Genomic DNA, 16,635 nt, shown 5'->3' on the forward strand with positions numbered 1-16,635 from the left:
GGATGTATCCGCCGCAGATCGTGGACCAACTCTCGACCATGCTCGGCCGCCGGGTACGTCTGCGCGAGACGACGTATCCGGCGGTCGCCGACCGCGAGGCCGTGTGCGTCGACGTCCCGTTCGGTCGGGGAGCGGCCTACCTGCGCATCGTCGGTGCCGTGCAGAGCGAGCTCGGCCCGTTCGAGTGGGCGGTGATCGACGCGGCGGCGTACCTGCTCGACCTCGGGGCGGGCCTGGCCGCGTCGCGTGACGCGGTGCTCATCCGACTGATGGATGCCGATGGCCAGACCCGTCGTGACGCTCTCGGCGAGGTGCGCGCCCGGCGGTGGATCGACGGTCGGGCCGACGATCTCGATGTGCTCGTGATCCGGCTCGACCCCGCCCGCGAGCTCGCGGTCACGGCATTCGGTCGGCGCCTCGCGCTCACCCTGCACGGAGCGGTGCACTTCGTCGGCATCCGCGAGGGATCCGCCGTCTTCCTCGCCGCGCCCGTGCGCGACATCGACGAGCTGACGGATGCCGTCTCCCGAGAGGCCGCCGTGCACGGGGTCGTGCCCCGGGGTCTCGGAATGGCGACGTGCGGCGCCGACGAGACCGACATCGACGCCGCCGTCGAGCGGGCGATCGCCTCCGCGCGGCTGCGCGCGACCCTGCCCGACCAGGTCGTGTCGGTGCGCGCCGAAGACCTCGGTGGGTGGGCGCTCATGCACACGGTGCCGCGCTCGCGTCCCCTGCTGCACCAGGCCTGCCCGGCCGCCTTCGACCTGCTGGCCCTCGACGATCCGACGCCGCGCGAGACGGTGGAGGCGTACCTGGATGCCGCCGGCCGTGTGCCCGTGGCCTGCGAGAGGCTGCACATCCACCGCACGACGCTGTACTACCGGCTCGACCACCTGCCTGAATCGGTGCGCGCGGCTCTCGCGGACGGCCTGCAGCGGACCACCCTGCACCTCGCGCTCAAGCTCCTGCGGCTGTGGGAGGAGGAAGCGGTCGAGGCGCCGGTGATCCCGCTGCGCGAGGAGGGGTTGCTGCGGGCGTGACGCGGTCGCCGTCGCGACGCAGTGCGGGGTGAGCGGAGGGCGTGGGGCGAGCGGAGGGCTGTGTCGCGGCATCCGTCCTCCCTGCGTCCCTCGCCCTCCGCTGACCACGGCCGAGGCGATCGCCAGGCCCGATCCTGCTACGCCCCGCCGAAACGCTCCGTCCGCACGCGCAGCGGCGGATGGCCGACGGCGACGACCGCATCGGCCGTGGCCTCGACGAACGCGGTCGGTCCGCAGATGAAGATGAGAGGCCGCTCCGCGGGCGGGATCGTCAGGCGCTCGAGCTCGGCCATCGAGACGCGGCCCGCGGCGCGCGGCGATCCGGGCGGGGCGAGACGCGTGTGGATCCATTCGGTCGGGATGCCGAGGGCCCCGAGTCGGTCGATCTCGTCGGCGTACATGGCATCCGGTGCCGAACGCACCGAGTACAGCAACCGGAAGGGCTGGGCGGTGCCCGCGGCCGCGCGCGCCCGGGCGATCGAGAGGAGCGGGACGATGCCGGAGCCGCCGGCGATGAGCTGCACGGGCGAGGGGTCGCTCTCGCGCCAGACGAAGTACTGGCCCAGTGGACCCTTCACCTCTAGGAAGTCGCCGGGACGCACCTCCTCGACGAGGTAGGGCGAGACCTCGCCGCCGTCGACCTCGTCGACCGCGAGCTCGACGCGCTCGCCGGGACCGAAGCTCGCGATCGAGTACGAGCGCTCGGCCTGGTAGCCGTCTTCGGCGGTGAGGCGGATGTCGAGGTGCTGACCGGGCAGGCTCCCGGTCCAGCCCGGGACGTCGAGCACGAGCGAGCGGGCGTGGGCGGTGAGGCGGGTCACCGACTCGACGTGGGCGGGCAGCCAGGGCGTCGCCGTCACCAGTACCGCTCTTCGCGCCACGGATCGCCGTGCATGTTGTAGCCGTTCTGCTCCCAGAAGCCGGGGTCGTCGCGCGGTTGCAGGACGAGGCCGCGGACCCACTTCGCGCTCTTCCAGAAGTAGAGGTGCGGGACGAGCAGGCGCGCGGGCCCGCCGTGCTCGGGGGCGAGGGGCTTGCCGTCGAACTCGAAGACGACCCACGCCTTGCCGCCCATCAGGTCTTTCACGGGCACGTTCGTCGTGTAGCCGCCGTACGAGTGCGCCATCACCGAGGGCGCGGCGCTGTCGATGTCGGCCAGCAGCGTGTCGACCGAGACCCCGCGCCACGAGGTGCCGAACTTCGACCACCGGGTCACGCAGTGGATGTCGGTGTGCACGTCCTCGATCGGCAGCTCGTGGATCTCATCCCACGTCCAGGTCGTCGTCGCGCCCGTCTCGGTGCGGATCGCGAACTGCCAGTCGTCGAGTCGGATGCGAGGGGTCGGGCCCGCGGACAGCACGGGGAAGTCGTCGGTGAGGTACTGCCCCGGGGGGAGCTGCGGGTCGGAGGCGCGTCGGCGGGCCCCGAAACCCCTGCTGAATTCGGCCATGACGCCTCCCTGGCCCCGACCCTACTCGCGGGGTCCGACACCCGGCTTCGACAAATGACGGACGGGTCAGGCGCCCTGCCACACCGAGGCGCGGGCCGAGTGCGCGGCGAGAGCCGCGAGACGCTCGTGCGGGACGCGGAGGCGACTCAGCTGGACGAGCCCCTGGGATGCGAGGACCGTGCGCTCGGCATGGGCGGCGGCCTCGTCGGCATCCAGGATCAGATCGTGCTCCGCCGCGGTGCGGAGGAACGTCTCCGCGAGCACGCGCTCCATTCGCGCGGTCGTCGCCGTGGAGATGTCGAGCACCTCGGGGAAGCGATCGCCGAGCTCGACGATCGTGTTGAGCATGAGGCATCCGCGTCGATCCGCGGACGAGCCGCACTCATCGACGACGCGCTGGAGGAACTGCCCGGCGACCACCGCCAGGTCGGTGCTGGGCGCGGAGGTCGCCTCGGCCACGAACGTCACGCGCCCCTCGCAGTACCGGCGGAAGACGCAGAGGAACAGCCCGAGCTTGCTCGCGTAGGCCGCGTACAGGCTGCTGGTGCCGACTCCGGATGCCACGGCCACGTCTTCCATCGAGGTGCGGTCGTACCCGCGCGACCAGAACAGCTCCTGCGCGGCATCCAGGAGCTGATCTTCGTCGTATCGCCGGGGTCGACCCACGCGGCCACGGTACCCGTTGCACCCCCGCCCTCTTCAACGGGCACGTCCGGTTCTCGCGCAATCGTGTCCGTTTGCGTCGCACGGTCGGACGGCGCCGCGCGGAGAATTGGAGCGACCGTTCCATTACTCGGCGGAGGATGCGCGTGACGACCTCGAGTGGCCCGCTGGCCGAGTTCCTGCGCGACCGACGCGAGTCGCTCACGCCCGCGCAGGTCGGGCTGTCGGACTCGTCGCGCCGCCGCGTCCGGGGCCTGCGTCGCACCGAGGTGGCCGAGCTCGCCGGGATCAGCGCCGACTACTACCTGCGCCTCGAGCAGGGGCGGGGCCACCGCCCCTCGGCAGAGGTGCTCAGCGCCCTCAGCCGCGCGCTCCTCCTCGACGTGTACGGCGACGAGCACCTGCACCGCGTCGCGAACCTGTCGGCGGGGCACGAGGCGCCGGCCGTCAGCGACGAGGTCCCCGCGGGCATCCGGGAGTTGCTCGACCTGCACCCCGAGACGCCGGCGTACCTGTCGAACGGCACCCTCGACGTCATCGGGGTCAACGAAGCGGGCCGTCTGCTCGCGCCCGGGGGTCTGCGCCCGGGACTCAACCTCGTGCTGTCGGTGTTCGAGCACTATCCCGACCCGCACTCGGAGTCGCACTGGCGCCGAACTGCGAGCAACCTCGTCGCGTCGCTGCGGTATCACGCGGACCCGCGCAGTCCCCGGTTGCGGCACATCGTCGACACGCTCAGCGCCACCGATCCGCGCTTCGTCGAGCTGTGGCAGCGGTGCGAGGTGCGACCGCACACGAGCTCGTGGCCGCTCGTGTACATCGAGTCCCACGGGTGGGTGGGGCTGCGCAGCGAGACGTTGGCGATCCCTGCATCCCGAGGCTGCACGATGACCCAGTTCTTCGCCGAACCGAACACTCCTGGAGTGGAGGCTCTGCGCGACCTGGTGCGGAGGGCGTACGGGCGGGAGCCGCGCGTCGAGCCGAGCGCGTGAGGGCCGGGGCGCGTGACGAGCGGCGTGAGGGCCGGCGCGTGACGAGCGGAGGGCGTGAGCGTCGGACCGCGTGCCGGCCTGAGCGCGTGATGGGCGGAGCGCGTGACGAGCGGAGGGTCAGGGACGGAGGAAGGGCGACAGTCCGCGCCTGATCCTCCCCTCGCCCCTGATCCTCCGCTCGTCCCCGCTCCGCCCGACGCGGACGCCCGCTGTGGCCGATCTACGCCGACAGCTCCTCGGCCTGCGGCGCGACCGTCGAGCGGAACCGCTGCTGATACCCCGACGGCGTCACGCGGTAGCGCGCGAGGAAAGCGCGGCGCAGGGCCGCGGGCGAGCCGAAGCCCGCCGCGGCGGCCGACTGTGCGATCGAGACCCCCGACTCGAGCAGGTTGACCGCGAGCTCCAACCGCAGCGACGCGATGTAGGCGGCCGGAGTGACGCCCAGCTCGTCGCGGATGACGCGGGTGAGGTGCCGCGGACTGACGTTCACGTGCGCCGCGAGCTCGGTGACGCTCGTCGGCCGGGTCGGATCGTCGGAGACGTAGTCGGCGACCGCGCGGGCGATGCTCGTGCGCGGGGCCGGCATCTTCAGCGCCGCGGAGAACTGCGACTGCCCGCCGGAGCGGCGCATGTACACGAGAAGGTGCTGGGCGACGCTGCGCGCGACCTCGGCGCCGAGGTCGTCTTCGACCAGTGAGAGCGCGAGGTCGATACCCGCGGCCACCCCCGCCGAGGTGTAGATGTCACCCTGCTTGGTGAAGATGCGCTCGGAGTCGACCGCGACCCTCGGGTAGCGGCTGGCCAGCGCGTCGGCGAATTTCCAGTGCGTCGTCGCGGGGTGACCGTCGAGGAGGCCCGTGGCGGCGAGACCGAACGCGCCGCTGCAGATCGACGCGATGCGTCGCGCCTGGCGCGCGAGGTCGGTGATCGCCCGCTGCAGGTCGGGGTTGTCGAACACGCCCGGTGCGCGTTCGCTCCCCGGGATGATCACCGTGTCGAGCGGCCCGCTCTCGGACGCGGCGCCGTCGACGCCGATCCGCAGGCCCATGAACGCCGTGACATCGGCGCCGGTGGGCGAGTAGAACCGGAGCTCGTAGGCATCCGTCGTCAGGTTCGTCTCGGAGAACACTTCGGCCGGCCCCACGAAATCGAGCGCCTTGACCCCGTCGAACAGCAGAATCCCGACTCGACGTCGTTGTCCCGTCATCCGCTGCTCCCCGTCTCGACCCTCCCTCCAGCCTGTCACCGATCCCGTCCCGACGGGGACCCGCTTTCGACATCTGTCGAGCGCGATTCTCGACGAATGCCCCTGCCGCCCCGGTGCCGCGCTGCCTAGCGTGGGCACCCACTCGCGGCGACTCGGCCGCGACGAGAGGAGTGGCATCCGATGTCCGAACAACCCACGATCGTCCTCGTCCATGGAGCCTTCGCGGATGCCGCGAGCTGGGCCCCCGTGACCCGCACGCTGCTCGACCAGGGGTACACCGTGCGGGTTCCCGCCGTGCCGAACCGCAGCCTGATCGGCGATGCGGCGTACATCCGCTCGGTCGTAGAGCAGATCGAGGGACCGGTGCTCCTCGCCGGGCACTCGTACGGCGGGGCCGTGATCACCGTGGCGGGCGTCGCCGAGAACGTCGTGGGTCTCGTCTACGTCTCGGGCTACGCGCTCGAAGAGGGTGAGAGCCTCGGGCAGTTGCAGGGCGGCTTCCCCGATTCCGACCTTGCGCAGCACCTCGTCTACACGCCGTTCCCGGTCGAGGGGGGTGAGCCGGGAACCGATGTGTCGGTCGAGGTCGCCGCGTTCCCCGAGGTCTTCGCGCGCGGTGTGCCGCTCGAACGGGCCGAGGTCCTCGCCGTGTCGCAGCGGCCGCTCGCCGCCCTCGCGTTCGGCGAGAACGCGCCGGTCGCGGCCTGGAAGACGAAGCCCGCCTGGGGCGTCGTCTCGAGCGCCGACCACACGATCAACCCCGACGTCGAGCGCTTCGGCTACCAGCGCGCGGGGCTGCGGTCGGTCATCGAACTCGACGCGCCGCACCTCGTGATGCAGAGCCACCCCGCCGAGGTCGTGAAGGTCATCACGGACGCCGTCGCCGAGCTCGCCTGATGACCACGGCCGAGCAGATCGACCGGGGCGTCCCCCCGAGCGGGACCGGATGCCAGGAGTGCGACGCGAGCGGAAGCTGGTGGGTGCACCTGCGCCGGTGCGCCGCGTGCGGACACGTCGGCTGCTGCGACTCGTCGTTGAACCGGCACGCGACGGCCCACTTCCACGCGACGGGGCACCGGTACATCCAGAGCTTCGAGCCGGGGGAGGTGTGGTGGTGGGACTACGAGACCTCGGCGGTCGTGCACGGCCCCCCGCTCGCCCCGCCGACGACCCACCCCGTCGACCAGACGGTCCCGGGGCCGGAGGAGCGGCTCCCCGCGGATTGGGAGGAGCAGCTCGCCGCTCGCCGAGGAGACGAATGACCGAGCCGTTCCCGCGCCTCGCGGTGGCCGATTGGCAGGCCACCCGGGACACGCTGCACATGTGGCTGCAGATCGTGGGCAAGATCCGCATGGTCTCGTCGCCTCCGGTCAACCACTACTGGCACGCGACGCTGCGTGTCTCGGCGCGCGGACTGAGCACCGGGGCCTTCGATGCCCGCGGCGGCCTGCTCGACATCGAGTTCGATCTGATCGCGCACCGGCTCGGCATCCGGTGCAGTGACGGACGCGAGATCGCGCTGCCCCTCGCGGGGCTCTCGGTCGCGGACTTCTACGCCGCCATTCTCGGAGCGCTCGGCGAGCTGGGGGTGCGCGCCGAGATCCACGCATGGCCCAACGAGGTCGAGGTGGCGCTGCCGTTCGCCACTGACACCGTGCACGCGACGTACGAGCCCGAGCACGCGCACGCGTTCTGGCGGCAGCTGGTCTACGCGCAGCGGCAGCTCGAGGCGTTTCGCGCCGGATTCCGAGGCAAATGCAGCCCGGTCCACTTCTTCTGGGGAGCGCTCGACCTCGCGGTCACGCGGTTCTCGGGCCGTCCGGCCCCGGTGCACCCGGGAGGCGTGCCGCACTGCCCCGACGAGGTGATGCGCGAGAGCTACTCCGACGAGCTGAGCAGTGCGGGCTTCTGGCCCGGCGGCGGTGACGAGGGGGCGTTCTCCTCGTACGGGTACCCCGTTCCGGCGGGGTTCGCGTCGGCGGTCGTGCCGTCGGAGGCGTTCTTCAGCGAAGGGCTCGGAGAGTTCCTGCTGCCGGCCGAGCGGGTGCGGACGGCGTCCGATCCCGACGCGCTCGTGCAGGAGTTCCTGCGCGCGACGGCGCGGGCGGCGGCGGAGAGGGGTGGGTGGCCCTGAGGGGCGAGGGAGGCGAGGGGAGGAAATGCGGTGACGGGAGGACGGATGCCGCGGGCTCGATCCTCCGCTCCCGGAATCTCCTCCGCCCGACACGCGGGTGCGCGTGATCAGCCCGAGAAGGGGGCTTCGGCCCCCACCCGCCACGCGCACACGTCGTTGCGTTCCGGAGGCGTCGGCCCCGCCCCACGCGCCGTTGGACGCATGGCATCCACGCTCGGAAAGCCTCGCTCAGTCCACCCGCCGGACCGCGCGTCGCGGCGGGCGCGCCACGAGCAACACCCCGACGAGCGACGCTCCGACCACCCCGACCGCGAGCAGGCCCTGGAGGTCCCACAGCGGGATCGTCTGCAGCCACGACCCGGGACTCCCGGCGAACCGCGACCACGCCACCACGTACGAGCCCATCGCGAGTCCCGCGCCGAGCCCGAGCGGCACCCCGAGGAGGAGGATCAGCGACCCCTGCGCGAGCGCGACCCGACGCAGGAACCGCGGGGTCGCGCCGACCGCGTACATCGTGGTCGCATCGCGCCGGGCCTGGGTGCGCGCAAGCAGCAGCGACACCGTGGTCGCGACGACGGCGAGGGCGGCCAGGGCCAGGACCGGTGCGAGGCCCGCGGCATCGCCCCACGGGTCCACGTTCTGCGGAATGGCGATCGTGACGAGCGAGGTGTGGGCGGTGACGATCTGGCGAGCGCGGTCCAGCTCGCCCGCGGTGAGCGGTCGCGAGGTCAGCACGTACTCGCCCACGAAGTCGAACTGGGTGATCCCGAGCGCGCGGGCCGTCTCGGGCGAGACCGTGAGCGGCGGAGCGAACCCGCGCAGGAAGGCGCCGGGAACGGGCGTGATCGATGAGGCACCCTCTTCGCCGGGGAACATGTCGGCCCCGACCGCGAGCCGTACCTCCCCCTCACCGCTGAGCTTCGTCGCATCGTTGACGATCGCCCCGCCCGCCTCCAGCACGTCGGCGGCGGCGTCTGCCCCGGCGATCCCCGACGCGCGGACCGCGCCCGGCGACAGGACGTAGGTGTTCGTGCCGCCCATCCACGCGAGGCTCATGCTCTGCGAGTAGCCGTCGACCGCGTCGCGGCAGGTCACGGCCTCGCCGGGGTCGAGCACCGCGGGCGCGTCCGGGGCGAGGCCGGCCGGGCAGGTCTTCCCAGGCGCGGGGAGCGCTTCGATGTGCTGCGAGCCGCCGACCGCAGTGGTCTCGATCGGGAGCGTGCCGGTCACGGGGAGCTCTTCGGCCAGCGCGCGGGTGGCGTCGGCGAACACCAGTCGGTCGAACGCGGGCGAGACGGGCACGAACGTGCCCAGCACGACGTGCCCGGCGCCGACCATTTGTCCCGTGGAGTCGCGGTTGTTCTGCGTTCCCGACCCGGTCACGACGAGCAGAGCGGATGCCGCGAGCACCGCGACCAGCACGCCCGCGGCCGCGGGGACCACACGTGTCGGGTGATCGAGACCGTCGCGCACGGCCAGTCGGAGCGCGAGGGGAGCGCGCCCCGCGGTGCGACCCGCGACGGAGAGGAGCGCCCGGATGCCGAGGACGAGAGCGCTCGCGCCCAGGACGACGGTCGCGGCGACCAGCAGGGCCGACGAGGGGTCGACCTGGCCGGGCGCGCGGTACTCGACGGGAAGCTGAGCGAGGTCGTCACGGAACGCTCCGGCCCGCGCGAACGCTCCGCACCCCGCGACCACGGCGAGCACCGCGAGCAGCACGGGAAGCACTGCTCGCGCGATGACGCGGGCGCGGCGCGGTGCGGTGGGCGCGGCGGCACGGTCTCGGACCACGTCGACCGGTTGAAGGCGTGCGGCGCGGCGAGCGGGACCCAGAGTGGCGACGAGCCCGATCACGACGGCGATGGCGACGCCCGCGAATGGCGCCCACCCCGGGAACCGGGTCCACATGTTCGCGTCGGGGTAGACCGCCGCGATGAGGAGCGCGCCACCCGCGATGCCGAGGCCGACGCCCACGAGGCCGCCAGCGGCGCCGACGAGGCCACCCTGCAAGAGGATCGTGCGTCGCAGATCGCGCGGGGTGGCCCCGGCGACGGCGGCGAGGCCGAGCATCCGGCGCGACTCGTCGGCCGCCACCGCGAACGCGGGGGTCACGAGGCCGAGGACGAGCAGTGCCCCCACGAAAGCGACGAGCACCGTCACCGCCGCGCGCTCCATGAGCGCCTTGGCATCCGTCTCGACGGGGTAGAGCGCGCTGGCGGGCGGGTAGTTCTCGAGCACGTCGCGCGAGACGGCGAACGTCTGCAGGGCGTTCAGCTCTTTCGCGTTCTCCCACGTGACCGGCGCCTCGCCCACCACGAGCCAGCGCCCGTCGATCCCGACGGGGTCGGCGGCGATGAGGCGCGACATCCAGCCCGCGGGAGCCCACGCCGTCTGCGCGGCGCCGGGTGCGATGCCGCTCACGCGGTAGCCGCGCTGCACGTTCTGGACGACCTCGCCGAGGCGCCCCTCCCCCGTGCTCCCGTACCACCCCGACCATGGCGGGGCCACGAGAGACACGTCGTCGCCGACGGTGAGGCCCAGGCGATCGGCGAAGGCTCGCGAGACGACCGCTTCGGTGTCGTCGGTGGGCATCCGCCCCTCGGCGAGGGCCGGGATCAGGATGCCGAGCCCCTCGGCATCCGCTTCGATCAGGCGCCCGGTCGACAGCGTCGAGACGTCGATGTCGGCCGACGCCACATCGGCTCCGGCAGTGCTTTCGACTCCGGGAGCGAGATCCAGCCCCGTCGTCGCGATGAGGTCGAGCGAACTCCAGAACGGGATGAGGCGGTCGCCCGGGGGAAGAGCGCGCGCGAGTTCGTCGGCCGTCGGGGGTGCGGTCTGGAGGTCGCCGTTCCAGGGGCCGGGGGCTCCCTCGGGGAGCTGGGGGAACGGCGGCGCCTCGCGCGGGAGCGTGGTCGCGGTGAGAACGGCCTGCGCGCCCGACGGGATGCTCGCGAGGGCCTGGTCGCGCGACGGCGTCGGGGCCTGCTGGACGGCTGCCCACGCCACGAGCGCGGCGACCGGCAGCGCGATGAGCAGGCACGACAGCACCGTGCGAAGCCCGTGTGCGCGCGTGTCGCGGAGAGCGAGCCGAAGAGTCGGTCGCCACGAGAGGACTCCGCGCATCAGACGACCCCGGATGCCTCGGCGAGCAGCGCGTCGGGATCGCTCGGCCCCGTCTGGTCGACGATGCGTCCGTCGCGCAGGAAGATCGTGCGGTCGGCCCACGCGGCGAAACGCGGTTCGTGCGTGACCATGAGCACCGCCGCCCCGCGATCGGCGCGGTCGCGCAGCACCTCCAGGACGGCGGTGCCGGTGGCCGAGTCCAGGGCGCCGGTCGGTTCGTCGGCGAGCACGAGTCGGCGTGCCCCGACGAGGGCGCGCGCGATCGCCACGCGTTGGGCCTGTCCACCCGACAGCTCGTCGGGGCGGCGGTCAGCGACATCGATCAGCCCGGTGTCGGCGAGGACGTCGAGCGCCGCTCGGCGCGCGCGGCGTGCGGAGTGGCCGTCGAGCTCGAGGGGGAACGCGACGTTCTCGGCGGCTGTCAGAGAGGGGAGGAGGTTGAAATCCTGGAAGACGTAGCCGACGCTCCGGCGGCGGAGGAGCGCGAGCTTCGTCGCGTCGAGACCGCCGATGTCGGTGCCTTCGAGGAGCACCTGCCCCGACGTCGGCCGGTCGAGTCCTCCGGCGAGGTGGAGCAGTGTCGACTTGCCCGATCCGGATGGCCCCATGACGGCGACGAACTCGCGCGGGCGGACGATCAGGTCGGCGTGGCGCAGGGCGGTGACCTCGCGGGCTCCCTGACCGTGAACCCGGGTCGCACCGCGCAGTTCGAGGACGGCGGTCATCGCGCGCTCCGCTCGCGCGGTGCGGCCGGGGTGGTCCGCGGGGCGTGGTGCGTGGCATCCGGAGTACGCCGCCGCGCGGCGGTCTCTTCGACATCGTCGAGCCAGCGCAGCTCGGCCTCGGTCAGGAAGACGTGGTTGTCGAGCACGAGACGTCCCGCGATGTCGTCGGCGTCGAGCCCACGGCGCAGGCGCGTGAGGTCGTGGAGCGTGCGGTGGGTGGCGCTGCGCTGCTTCTGCACGAGGTCGTGCACGTCGAGGTCGCCGAGGGCCACCGCGAGGGCGAACTTGATGACGATCTCGTCGCGCCCGCGCTGGGCCGGGGAGACGGGGTCGGCCCACCAGGCCTCGAGCTCGCGGTGCCCCTGGTCGGTGAGATGCCAGGGGCGGGCGTCGTCGTCATCGTGCGCGTCGCGCACGACCAGGCCGTCACGCTGCAGCCGTTGGAGGGTCGATGACACCTGGCCGATGTTCAACGGCCAGGAATTGCTCGTCGTCTCGTCGAAGTCCTTCCGCAGCTGGTACGTGGTCGAGGGCTGCCGCGAGAGCAGCGCGAGCAGAGCGAACTTGACGGACATCGAACCTCCAGGGTTACTGAGTAACCACAGCGTAGGGGGTTACTCGGTAACCGTCAAGGGAGCGGAAAGGTGCCGATGGTCGGACGTCAAGCCCCCACCCCTCCCAGGGATCTCTTCAAGACCGCCGTGTACCGTCTGTCCCGGTCTGCGCGACTCCACGTGCTCAGGTCGACTCCATAGGCGGTGTCGTCGACGGGCTCGGGATCGCGCTCGGTCACGACACGGGAGGCGATCACGATCAGCACGCTCACTGCCCCCGTCGCCGCCCCGATCGCGAAGAGCCCCGGCCCTCTCGACAAGGTCCGCAACCTGCCCTCCCTCACGGGACTGCGCTGGGCCACGGCGATGCTCATCTTCGGCCACCACCTCATGGCGGTCGAATACTTCGGGGGCGCGCCCGGCGTGATCTGGGGCACCCTCTTCGAGGCCGGGAAGACCGGCGTGACGCTGTTCTTCATCCTCTCGGGCTTCGTTCTCGCGTGGGGATACAAGCCGCAGCAGACCGCGCGGTCGTTCTGGTGGCACCGCATCGCGCGTATCTACCCGCTGCACCTCGTCGGGGTCGGGCTCGCGCTGATCGCCGCGGCCACCCTCGTCCCCGAGATCCGCACCGACGGAACCGCGCCGCTGGTCGCGAACGTGTTCCTCGTCAACGGCTGGGTGCCGGACTGGTGGCAGGCCGGCAACCCCGCGAGCTGGTCGCTCGTGTGCGAGGCGTTCTTCTACCTCACCTTCCCCTTCCTCATCCGCCCGCTCGCGCGCGCGTCGAACCGGGCACTCGGCGTCGTGGTCGTGGCATCCCTCGTCGTCGCCGCTCTCGCGCCGCAGATCGCGTCGATGTCGCCCCTCCCGATGTCGGCCGCGTCGACCCCGCTGCTGCGGATGCCCGAGTTCGTGATCGGCGTGAGCCTCGCGCTGCTGGTGAAGAAGAGCGCCTGGCAGCCCGTTCGGCTGGTCGTCGCGGTGCCGCTCGCGATCGCGGGATACGCGCTGTCCGAGGCGCCCACTCTCCCCGGCACCGAGATCCACCCGGGCCTCGCCGCGACCGTGGGGTTCTACGCGCTGCTCGTCGCCTCGCTCGCGAACGCCGACGCCCGGGCGAACTCGACCTTCCTCGCGCGGCCCCTCTGGCAAGAGCTCGGACGCGTGTCGTTCGCGTTCTATCTCGTGCACCTGCTCGTCATCGCCTCGGTCTCGTCGGCGTGGCCCGACGGACACCCGCAGCTGCCGTGGCGTCAGGCCGTGCCGCTCGCGCTCGCGGCCTTCGGGATCGCGCTCGCCCTCGCCTGGGCGATGCACAAGCTCATCGAGATCCCGGCGCAGCGGTGGCTGCTGCGCTACGACCGGTCGAGGTCCGCGGCCCGGCCTTCCTCGGTGCGCTCGGCCCCCCTCGTCGCGAATCGCTGACGCGCAGAGCTTCCGTCCCGGGCGCCGACTGGACCCGGATGCCGCTGTGACGGCATCCTGTGACGAGGACAGGGGGCGGACATGACGCAGCGCGCAACGAAGACGCACGGTACTCGGGTGATCGTGGGAGCCGCCGTCGTCGCGCTGGCCCTCGCGTTCGGGGGAGGAATCGGAGCGGCATCGGCGGCCGGGCCGGCCGGGTCGACGGCATCCGGAACCGTCGTGCGCGACAGCGGGCGGGTCGTCGTCTACTACCAAAAGCAGTTCGTCGACGGATCGACGGGCGCGTACATCTCGCCGCTGCCCCTCGTGACCGAGAACACCGGCGTTGACGTCGTCAACCTCGCCGCGGTGCACATGAACGCCGACGAACTGCGGCTCAACGATCTGCTGCCGGACGACCCCTCCTTCGACACGATGTGGAGCGAACTGGCCGAGATCCAGCGGTCGGGGGTCGCCGTCGTCGGGATGATCGGCGGCGCGCAGAACGCCACCTGGCAGAGCCTGACCGACGACTACGACGTGCAGTACGCGCGGCTCCGGGACTTCGTCGAGGCGCACGCGCTCGACGGCATCGATCTCGACGTCGAGACCGACACCGACATCTCGGTGGTCGAGAAGGTGGTCGCCGACCTGAGCGCCGACTTCGGCCCGTCGTTCCTCATCACGCTGTCGCCCGTGACCGCGGCGCTGGTGGGGGAGGACAACCTCTCGGGATTCGACTACGACGACCTGTACCGCAGCTCGGGGGACTCGATCGACTGGTTCAACACGCAGTTCTATTGCGGGTGGGGCGATCCCACCGCGGCGGACTAAGGCGAGATCGTCGACTACCAGAGCACGAAGGGCGCCGGGATCCCGGCGTCGAAGATCGTGATCGCCGCCCTCACGAACCCCGACAACTGCGGGGACGGATGGGTTCCGCTCGACGAGCTGACGGCGTCGATCCAGGAGATCAAGACCACGACCCCCACCTTCGGCGGAATCGCGGGATGGGAGTACTTCAACTCGCTCCCCGGCGGGACGGAGGCTCCGTGGAAGTGGGCAGCCGTGATGCGCGCGGCGATCGACGAGCCGCTGCCGACGCCGACGCCGACGCCGACGGCGAGCCCGACGACGACCCCGACCGCGGTGCCCGCCCCGGTTCCGACGGCGACCCCCACGCCCGCGTCCGGCGTCCTCGCCGCGAGCGGTCAGGACTCGTCGGGACTCGTCGCGGGCGGCATCATCGGGGCGATCGCCGTCCTCGTCGGAGCCGTCGCGCTGGCGGTGGCGGCCTTCCGCCGACGCGCGTCGGTGGAACGGTGGGTCCTGGAGTCTCGGCAGCCCCGCGACTAGGCTCGCCGGATGTTCTCAGCTGTCGGAGGCGCCCACCTGCTCATCCTTCTGCTCGGCTGGCTGGTCGCGCTCGCGGTCATCGGCCTGGTGACGTATTTCGTCGTGCGCGTGGCTGTGCTGCACGCGCTGAAGGCGCACACGCGCTGGGTCGACGGCGGCAAGCAGTAGGCCGCCCTCGCCGCAAGCCCTGAGAGCAGGGCTCGCGCCTGCAATGCGGTGATCGAGCGAATCCCGGGGCGGAGACCCATCCCGCGTCCAGCGAGCCCTCGGTACACTTCCCTGTGCCCGAAACACCCCCCAGCCCCGATCGTGACGCCGATCGCGTCACCGCGCCGGATGCCGCCGCGCCGCTGACCGGTGCGGATCCGGATGCCACGGACCCCGGTGCCGAGCCGGACGTCGAGCGCGTGGCATCCATCGATCCGACCGAGCTCGAGATCGCGTTGCGCGTCATCGACGCGGCATCGTCGCTCGATCGCGAAGACCCCGCGTACATCGCGCTGCGCCGCCAGACCGGCAAGCTCTACAAGGACGTCAAGCGTCAGTCGCGACGCGAGAAGCGCCAGCGCATCGCCGACGCCGACCGCGCGGTGGTGGCCGCCACGGCGACCGGTGCCGCCGACCGCATCGACGACGAGACGCGCGGGATCCCGCTCGCGACCCGCACGACCACGCCGTTCGCCGGAGAGCTGATCAAAGCCCGCGCCTGCTACATCTGCAAAGAGGACTACACCCTCGTCGACGCGTTCTACCACCAGCTCTGCCCCGACTGCGCGGCGATGAGCCACGCCAAGCGCGACGCTCGCACCGACCTCACCGGCAAACGTGCGCTGCTCACCGGCGGCCGCGCGAAGATCGGCATGTACATCGCGCTGCGGCTGCTGCGCGACGGCGCCCACACCACGATCACGACCCGCTTCCCGCGCGACGCTGTGCGGCGGTTCTCATCGCTGCCCGACAGCGCCGACTGGCTGCACCGGCTCAAGGTCGTGGGCATCGACCTGCGTGATCCCGCCCAGGTGATCGGACTCGCCGAGTCGGTGGCATCCGATGGTCCGCTCGACATCCTCATCAACAACGCAGCTCAAACCGTGCGGCGCTCGCCGGGGGCGTACAAACCCCTGGTGGATGCCGAACTCGCACCACTCCCGGACGGACCGCTGCCCGAGCTGGTCACCTTCGGCCACACGAACGACGCGCACCCGCTCGCTCTCGCGCAGTCGGTGTCGGCGCATCCGATCCTCGCGTCGGCCGCGCGCACGGCGGAGGAGCTGACCGCCGAGGCGATGGCGGCGGGTTCGTCGTCGCTCGAGCGCCTGGCGGCGGGCACCGCGATCGACGCGGGCGGGCTCGTGCCCGACGAGGACCGCATCAACAGCTGGACGCAGCACGTCGACCAGGTCGAGCCCCTCGAGATGCTCGAGGTGCAGCTGGCCAACATGACCGCGCCGTTCCTGCTCGTGAGCCGCCTGCGCCCCGCGATGGCGGCGTCGACGGCGCGGCGGAAGTACATCGTCAACGTCTCGGCGATGGAGGGCGTGTTCGGCCGCGGCTACAAGGGCCCCGGTCACCCGCACACCAACATGGCCAAGGCCGCGCTGAATATGCTCACGCGGACGAGCGCGCGCGAGATGTTCGAGTCCGACGGCATCTTGATGACCGCCGTCGACACGGGCTGGATCACCGACGAGCGCCCGCACTTCACCAAGGTCCGCCTGGCCGAAGAGGGCTTCCACGCCCCGCTCGACCTCGTCGACGGCGCCGCCCGCGTGTACGACCCGATCGTGCGCGGCGAGGCCGGCGAAGACCTTTTCGGCATCTTCCTGAAGGACTACCGCAAGAGCTCCTGGTGAGCGTGTCGAGGTTCCGGGGTTGCGTGAGGTCCCTGAGCTTGTCGTAGGTCCCTGAGCTCGTCGTAGGTCCCTGAGCTTGTCGTAGGTCCCTGAGCTTGTCGTAGGTCCCTGAGCTTGTCGAAGGG

At 71.8% G+C, this 16,635-nt stretch carries 17 protein-coding genes; 10 read left to right on the forward strand and 7 right to left on the reverse strand.

The window, feature by feature from the left end; translation table 11 throughout:
- Positions 1 to 2 precede the first annotated feature (2 nt).
- Positions 3 to 1,040, forward strand: coding sequence for a helix-turn-helix domain-containing protein (locus AB0O24_RS04290; protein ID WP_363372803.1), 1,038 nt, complete (start codon positions 3 to 5; stop codon positions 1,038 to 1,040).
- Positions 1,041 to 1,177: 137 nt separating this feature from the next.
- On the opposite strand, the gene AB0O24_RS04295 is transcribed toward AB0O24_RS04290, so the two are convergent.
- The 3 genes from AB0O24_RS04295 to AB0O24_RS04305 form a co-directional block, all read right to left on the reverse strand.
- Entirely contained in the window at positions 1,178 to 1,900 is a 723-nt protein-coding gene (locus AB0O24_RS04295; protein WP_275801009.1) for an FAD-binding oxidoreductase, read from the reverse strand.
- Positions 1,897 to 2,490: a molybdopterin-dependent oxidoreductase gene (locus AB0O24_RS04300; protein WP_275801010.1), complete on the reverse strand. Its 594-nt coding sequence runs from the start codon at positions 2,488 to 2,490 to the stop codon at positions 1,897 to 1,899. The genes AB0O24_RS04295 and AB0O24_RS04300 overlap by 4 nt, the downstream gene beginning before the upstream one ends.
- 66 nt (positions 2,491 to 2,556) lie before the next feature.
- Entirely contained in the window at positions 2,557 to 3,156 is a 600-nt protein-coding gene (locus AB0O24_RS04305; RefSeq protein WP_275801011.1) for a TetR/AcrR family transcriptional regulator, read from the reverse strand.
- A gap of 143 nt (positions 3,157 to 3,299) precedes the next feature.
- On the opposite strand from AB0O24_RS04305, the gene AB0O24_RS04310 reads away from it, so the two are divergent.
- Positions 3,300 to 4,145 carry a helix-turn-helix transcriptional regulator gene (locus AB0O24_RS04310; RefSeq protein WP_363372808.1) on the forward strand — a complete coding sequence of 282 codons (846 nt, stop codon included), beginning with the start codon at positions 3,300 to 3,302 and terminating at the stop codon, positions 4,143 to 4,145.
- Between the two features lie 220 nt (positions 4,146 to 4,365).
- On the opposite strand, the gene AB0O24_RS04315 is transcribed toward AB0O24_RS04310, so the two are convergent.
- Positions 4,366 to 5,352: a DJ-1/PfpI family protein gene (locus tag AB0O24_RS04315; RefSeq protein WP_363372810.1), complete on the reverse strand. Its 987-nt coding sequence runs from the start codon at positions 5,350 to 5,352 to the stop codon at positions 4,366 to 4,368.
- 180 nt (positions 5,353 to 5,532) lie between these two features.
- Between AB0O24_RS04315 and AB0O24_RS04320 the strand changes: the two genes are divergently transcribed.
- From AB0O24_RS04320 to AB0O24_RS04330, 3 genes are read left to right on the forward strand one after another with little or no spacing between them, the layout of a single operon-like run.
- Entirely contained in the window at positions 5,533 to 6,249 is a 717-nt protein-coding gene (locus AB0O24_RS04320) for an alpha/beta hydrolase (RefSeq protein WP_363372813.1), read from the forward strand.
- Positions 6,249 to 6,614, forward strand: a complete 366-nt coding sequence (locus AB0O24_RS04325) for a UBP-type zinc finger domain-containing protein (protein WP_275801016.1) — start codon at positions 6,249 to 6,251, stop codon at positions 6,612 to 6,614. The genes AB0O24_RS04320 and AB0O24_RS04325 overlap by 1 nt, the downstream gene beginning before the upstream one ends.
- Positions 6,611 to 7,486 carry a DUF5996 family protein gene (locus tag AB0O24_RS04330; RefSeq protein ID WP_275801017.1) on the forward strand — a complete coding sequence of 292 codons (876 nt, stop codon included), beginning with the start codon at positions 6,611 to 6,613 and terminating at the stop codon, positions 7,484 to 7,486. The genes AB0O24_RS04325 and AB0O24_RS04330 overlap by 4 nt, the downstream gene beginning before the upstream one ends.
- Positions 7,487 to 7,714: 228 nt before the next feature.
- On the opposite strand, the gene AB0O24_RS04335 is transcribed toward AB0O24_RS04330, so the two are convergent.
- From AB0O24_RS04335 to AB0O24_RS04345, 3 genes are read right to left on the reverse strand one after another with little or no spacing between them, the layout of a single operon-like run.
- Positions 7,715 to 10,612 carry an ABC transporter permease gene (locus tag AB0O24_RS04335; protein ID WP_275801019.1) on the reverse strand — a complete coding sequence of 966 codons (2,898 nt, stop codon included), beginning with the start codon at positions 10,610 to 10,612 and terminating at the stop codon, positions 7,715 to 7,717.
- Positions 10,612 to 11,337, reverse strand: coding sequence for an ABC transporter ATP-binding protein (locus tag AB0O24_RS04340; protein WP_275801020.1), 726 nt, complete (start codon positions 11,335 to 11,337; stop codon positions 10,612 to 10,614). The genes AB0O24_RS04335 and AB0O24_RS04340 overlap by 1 nt, the downstream gene beginning before the upstream one ends.
- The gene (locus AB0O24_RS04345) at positions 11,334 to 11,912 is read right to left on the reverse strand and encodes a PadR family transcriptional regulator (protein WP_363372818.1); all 579 of its coding nucleotides are present in this window, start codon (positions 11,910 to 11,912) and stop codon (positions 11,334 to 11,336) included. The genes AB0O24_RS04340 and AB0O24_RS04345 overlap by 4 nt, the downstream gene beginning before the upstream one ends.
- A 183-nt stretch (positions 11,913 to 12,095) precedes the next feature.
- Here AB0O24_RS04345 and AB0O24_RS04350 point away from each other — a divergent pair, with 183 nt between their 5' ends.
- The 5 genes from AB0O24_RS04350 (at position 12,096) to AB0O24_RS04370 (ending at position 16,510) form a co-directional block, all read left to right on the forward strand.
- Positions 12,096 to 13,319, forward strand: coding sequence for an acyltransferase (locus tag AB0O24_RS04350; RefSeq protein WP_363372821.1), 1,224 nt, complete (start codon positions 12,096 to 12,098; stop codon positions 13,317 to 13,319).
- Positions 13,320 to 13,400: 81 nt separating this feature from the next.
- Complete coding sequence (locus AB0O24_RS04355) at positions 13,401 to 14,135, forward strand: glycosyl hydrolase family 18 protein (protein WP_363372824.1); 735 nt, start codon at positions 13,401 to 13,403, stop codon at positions 14,133 to 14,135.
- A 57-nt stretch (positions 14,136 to 14,192) separates the two neighbouring features.
- Positions 14,193 to 14,657 (forward strand): hypothetical protein, encoded by a 465-nt coding sequence (locus tag AB0O24_RS04360; RefSeq protein ID WP_363372827.1) that lies wholly within the window; start codon positions 14,193 to 14,195, stop codon positions 14,655 to 14,657.
- Between the two features lie 9 nt (positions 14,658 to 14,666).
- Positions 14,667 to 14,825 (forward strand): hypothetical protein, encoded by a 159-nt coding sequence (locus AB0O24_RS04365; RefSeq protein ID WP_363372829.1) that lies wholly within the window; start codon positions 14,667 to 14,669, stop codon positions 14,823 to 14,825.
- 239 nt (positions 14,826 to 15,064) lie between these two features.
- Positions 15,065 to 16,510, forward strand: coding sequence for an SDR family oxidoreductase (locus AB0O24_RS04370; RefSeq protein ID WP_275801028.1), 1,446 nt, complete (start codon positions 15,065 to 15,067; stop codon positions 16,508 to 16,510).
- Positions 16,511 to 16,635 lie beyond the last annotated feature (125 nt).

It is taken from the genome of Microbacterium sp. NPDC086615, assembly GCF_040686055.1.
Taxonomy (GTDB): Bacteria; Actinomycetota; Actinomycetes; order Actinomycetales; family Microbacteriaceae; genus Microbacterium.

What these genes read in the sequence shown, in the direction of transcription:
- AB0O24_RS04290 (WP_363372803.1), top strand. Translation starts at nt 3, where the DNA reads ATGTATCCGCCGCAGATCGTGGACCAACTCTCGACCATGCTCGGCCGC.
- AB0O24_RS04300 (WP_275801010.1), bottom strand. Translation starts at nt 2,490, where the DNA reads ATGGCCGAATTCAGCAGGGGTTTCGGGGCCCGCCGACGCGCCTCCGAC.
- AB0O24_RS04315 (WP_363372810.1), bottom strand. Translation starts at nt 5,352, where the DNA reads ATGACGGGACAACGACGTCGAGTCGGGATTCTGCTGTTCGACGGGGTC.
- AB0O24_RS04320 (WP_363372813.1), top strand. Translation starts at nt 5,533, where the DNA reads ATGTCCGAACAACCCACGATCGTCCTCGTCCATGGAGCCTTCGCGGAT.
- AB0O24_RS04325 (WP_275801016.1), top strand. Translation starts at nt 6,249, where the DNA reads ATGACCACGGCCGAGCAGATCGACCGGGGCGTCCCCCCGAGCGGGACC.
- AB0O24_RS04330 (WP_275801017.1), top strand. Translation starts at nt 6,611, where the DNA reads ATGACCGAGCCGTTCCCGCGCCTCGCGGTGGCCGATTGGCAGGCCACC.
- AB0O24_RS04335 (WP_275801019.1), bottom strand. Translation starts at nt 10,612, where the DNA reads ATGCGCGGAGTCCTCTCGTGGCGACCGACTCTTCGGCTCGCTCTCCGC.
- AB0O24_RS04340 (WP_275801020.1), bottom strand. Translation starts at nt 11,337, where the DNA reads ATGACCGCCGTCCTCGAACTGCGCGGTGCGACCCGGGTTCACGGTCAG.
- AB0O24_RS04345 (WP_363372818.1), bottom strand. Translation starts at nt 11,912, where the DNA reads ATGTCCGTCAAGTTCGCTCTGCTCGCGCTGCTCTCGCGGCAGCCCTCG.
- AB0O24_RS04355 (WP_363372824.1), top strand. Translation starts at nt 13,401, where the DNA reads ATGACGCAGCGCGCAACGAAGACGCACGGTACTCGGGTGATCGTGGGA.
- AB0O24_RS04365 (WP_363372829.1), top strand. Translation starts at nt 14,667, where the DNA reads ATGTTCTCAGCTGTCGGAGGCGCCCACCTGCTCATCCTTCTGCTCGGC.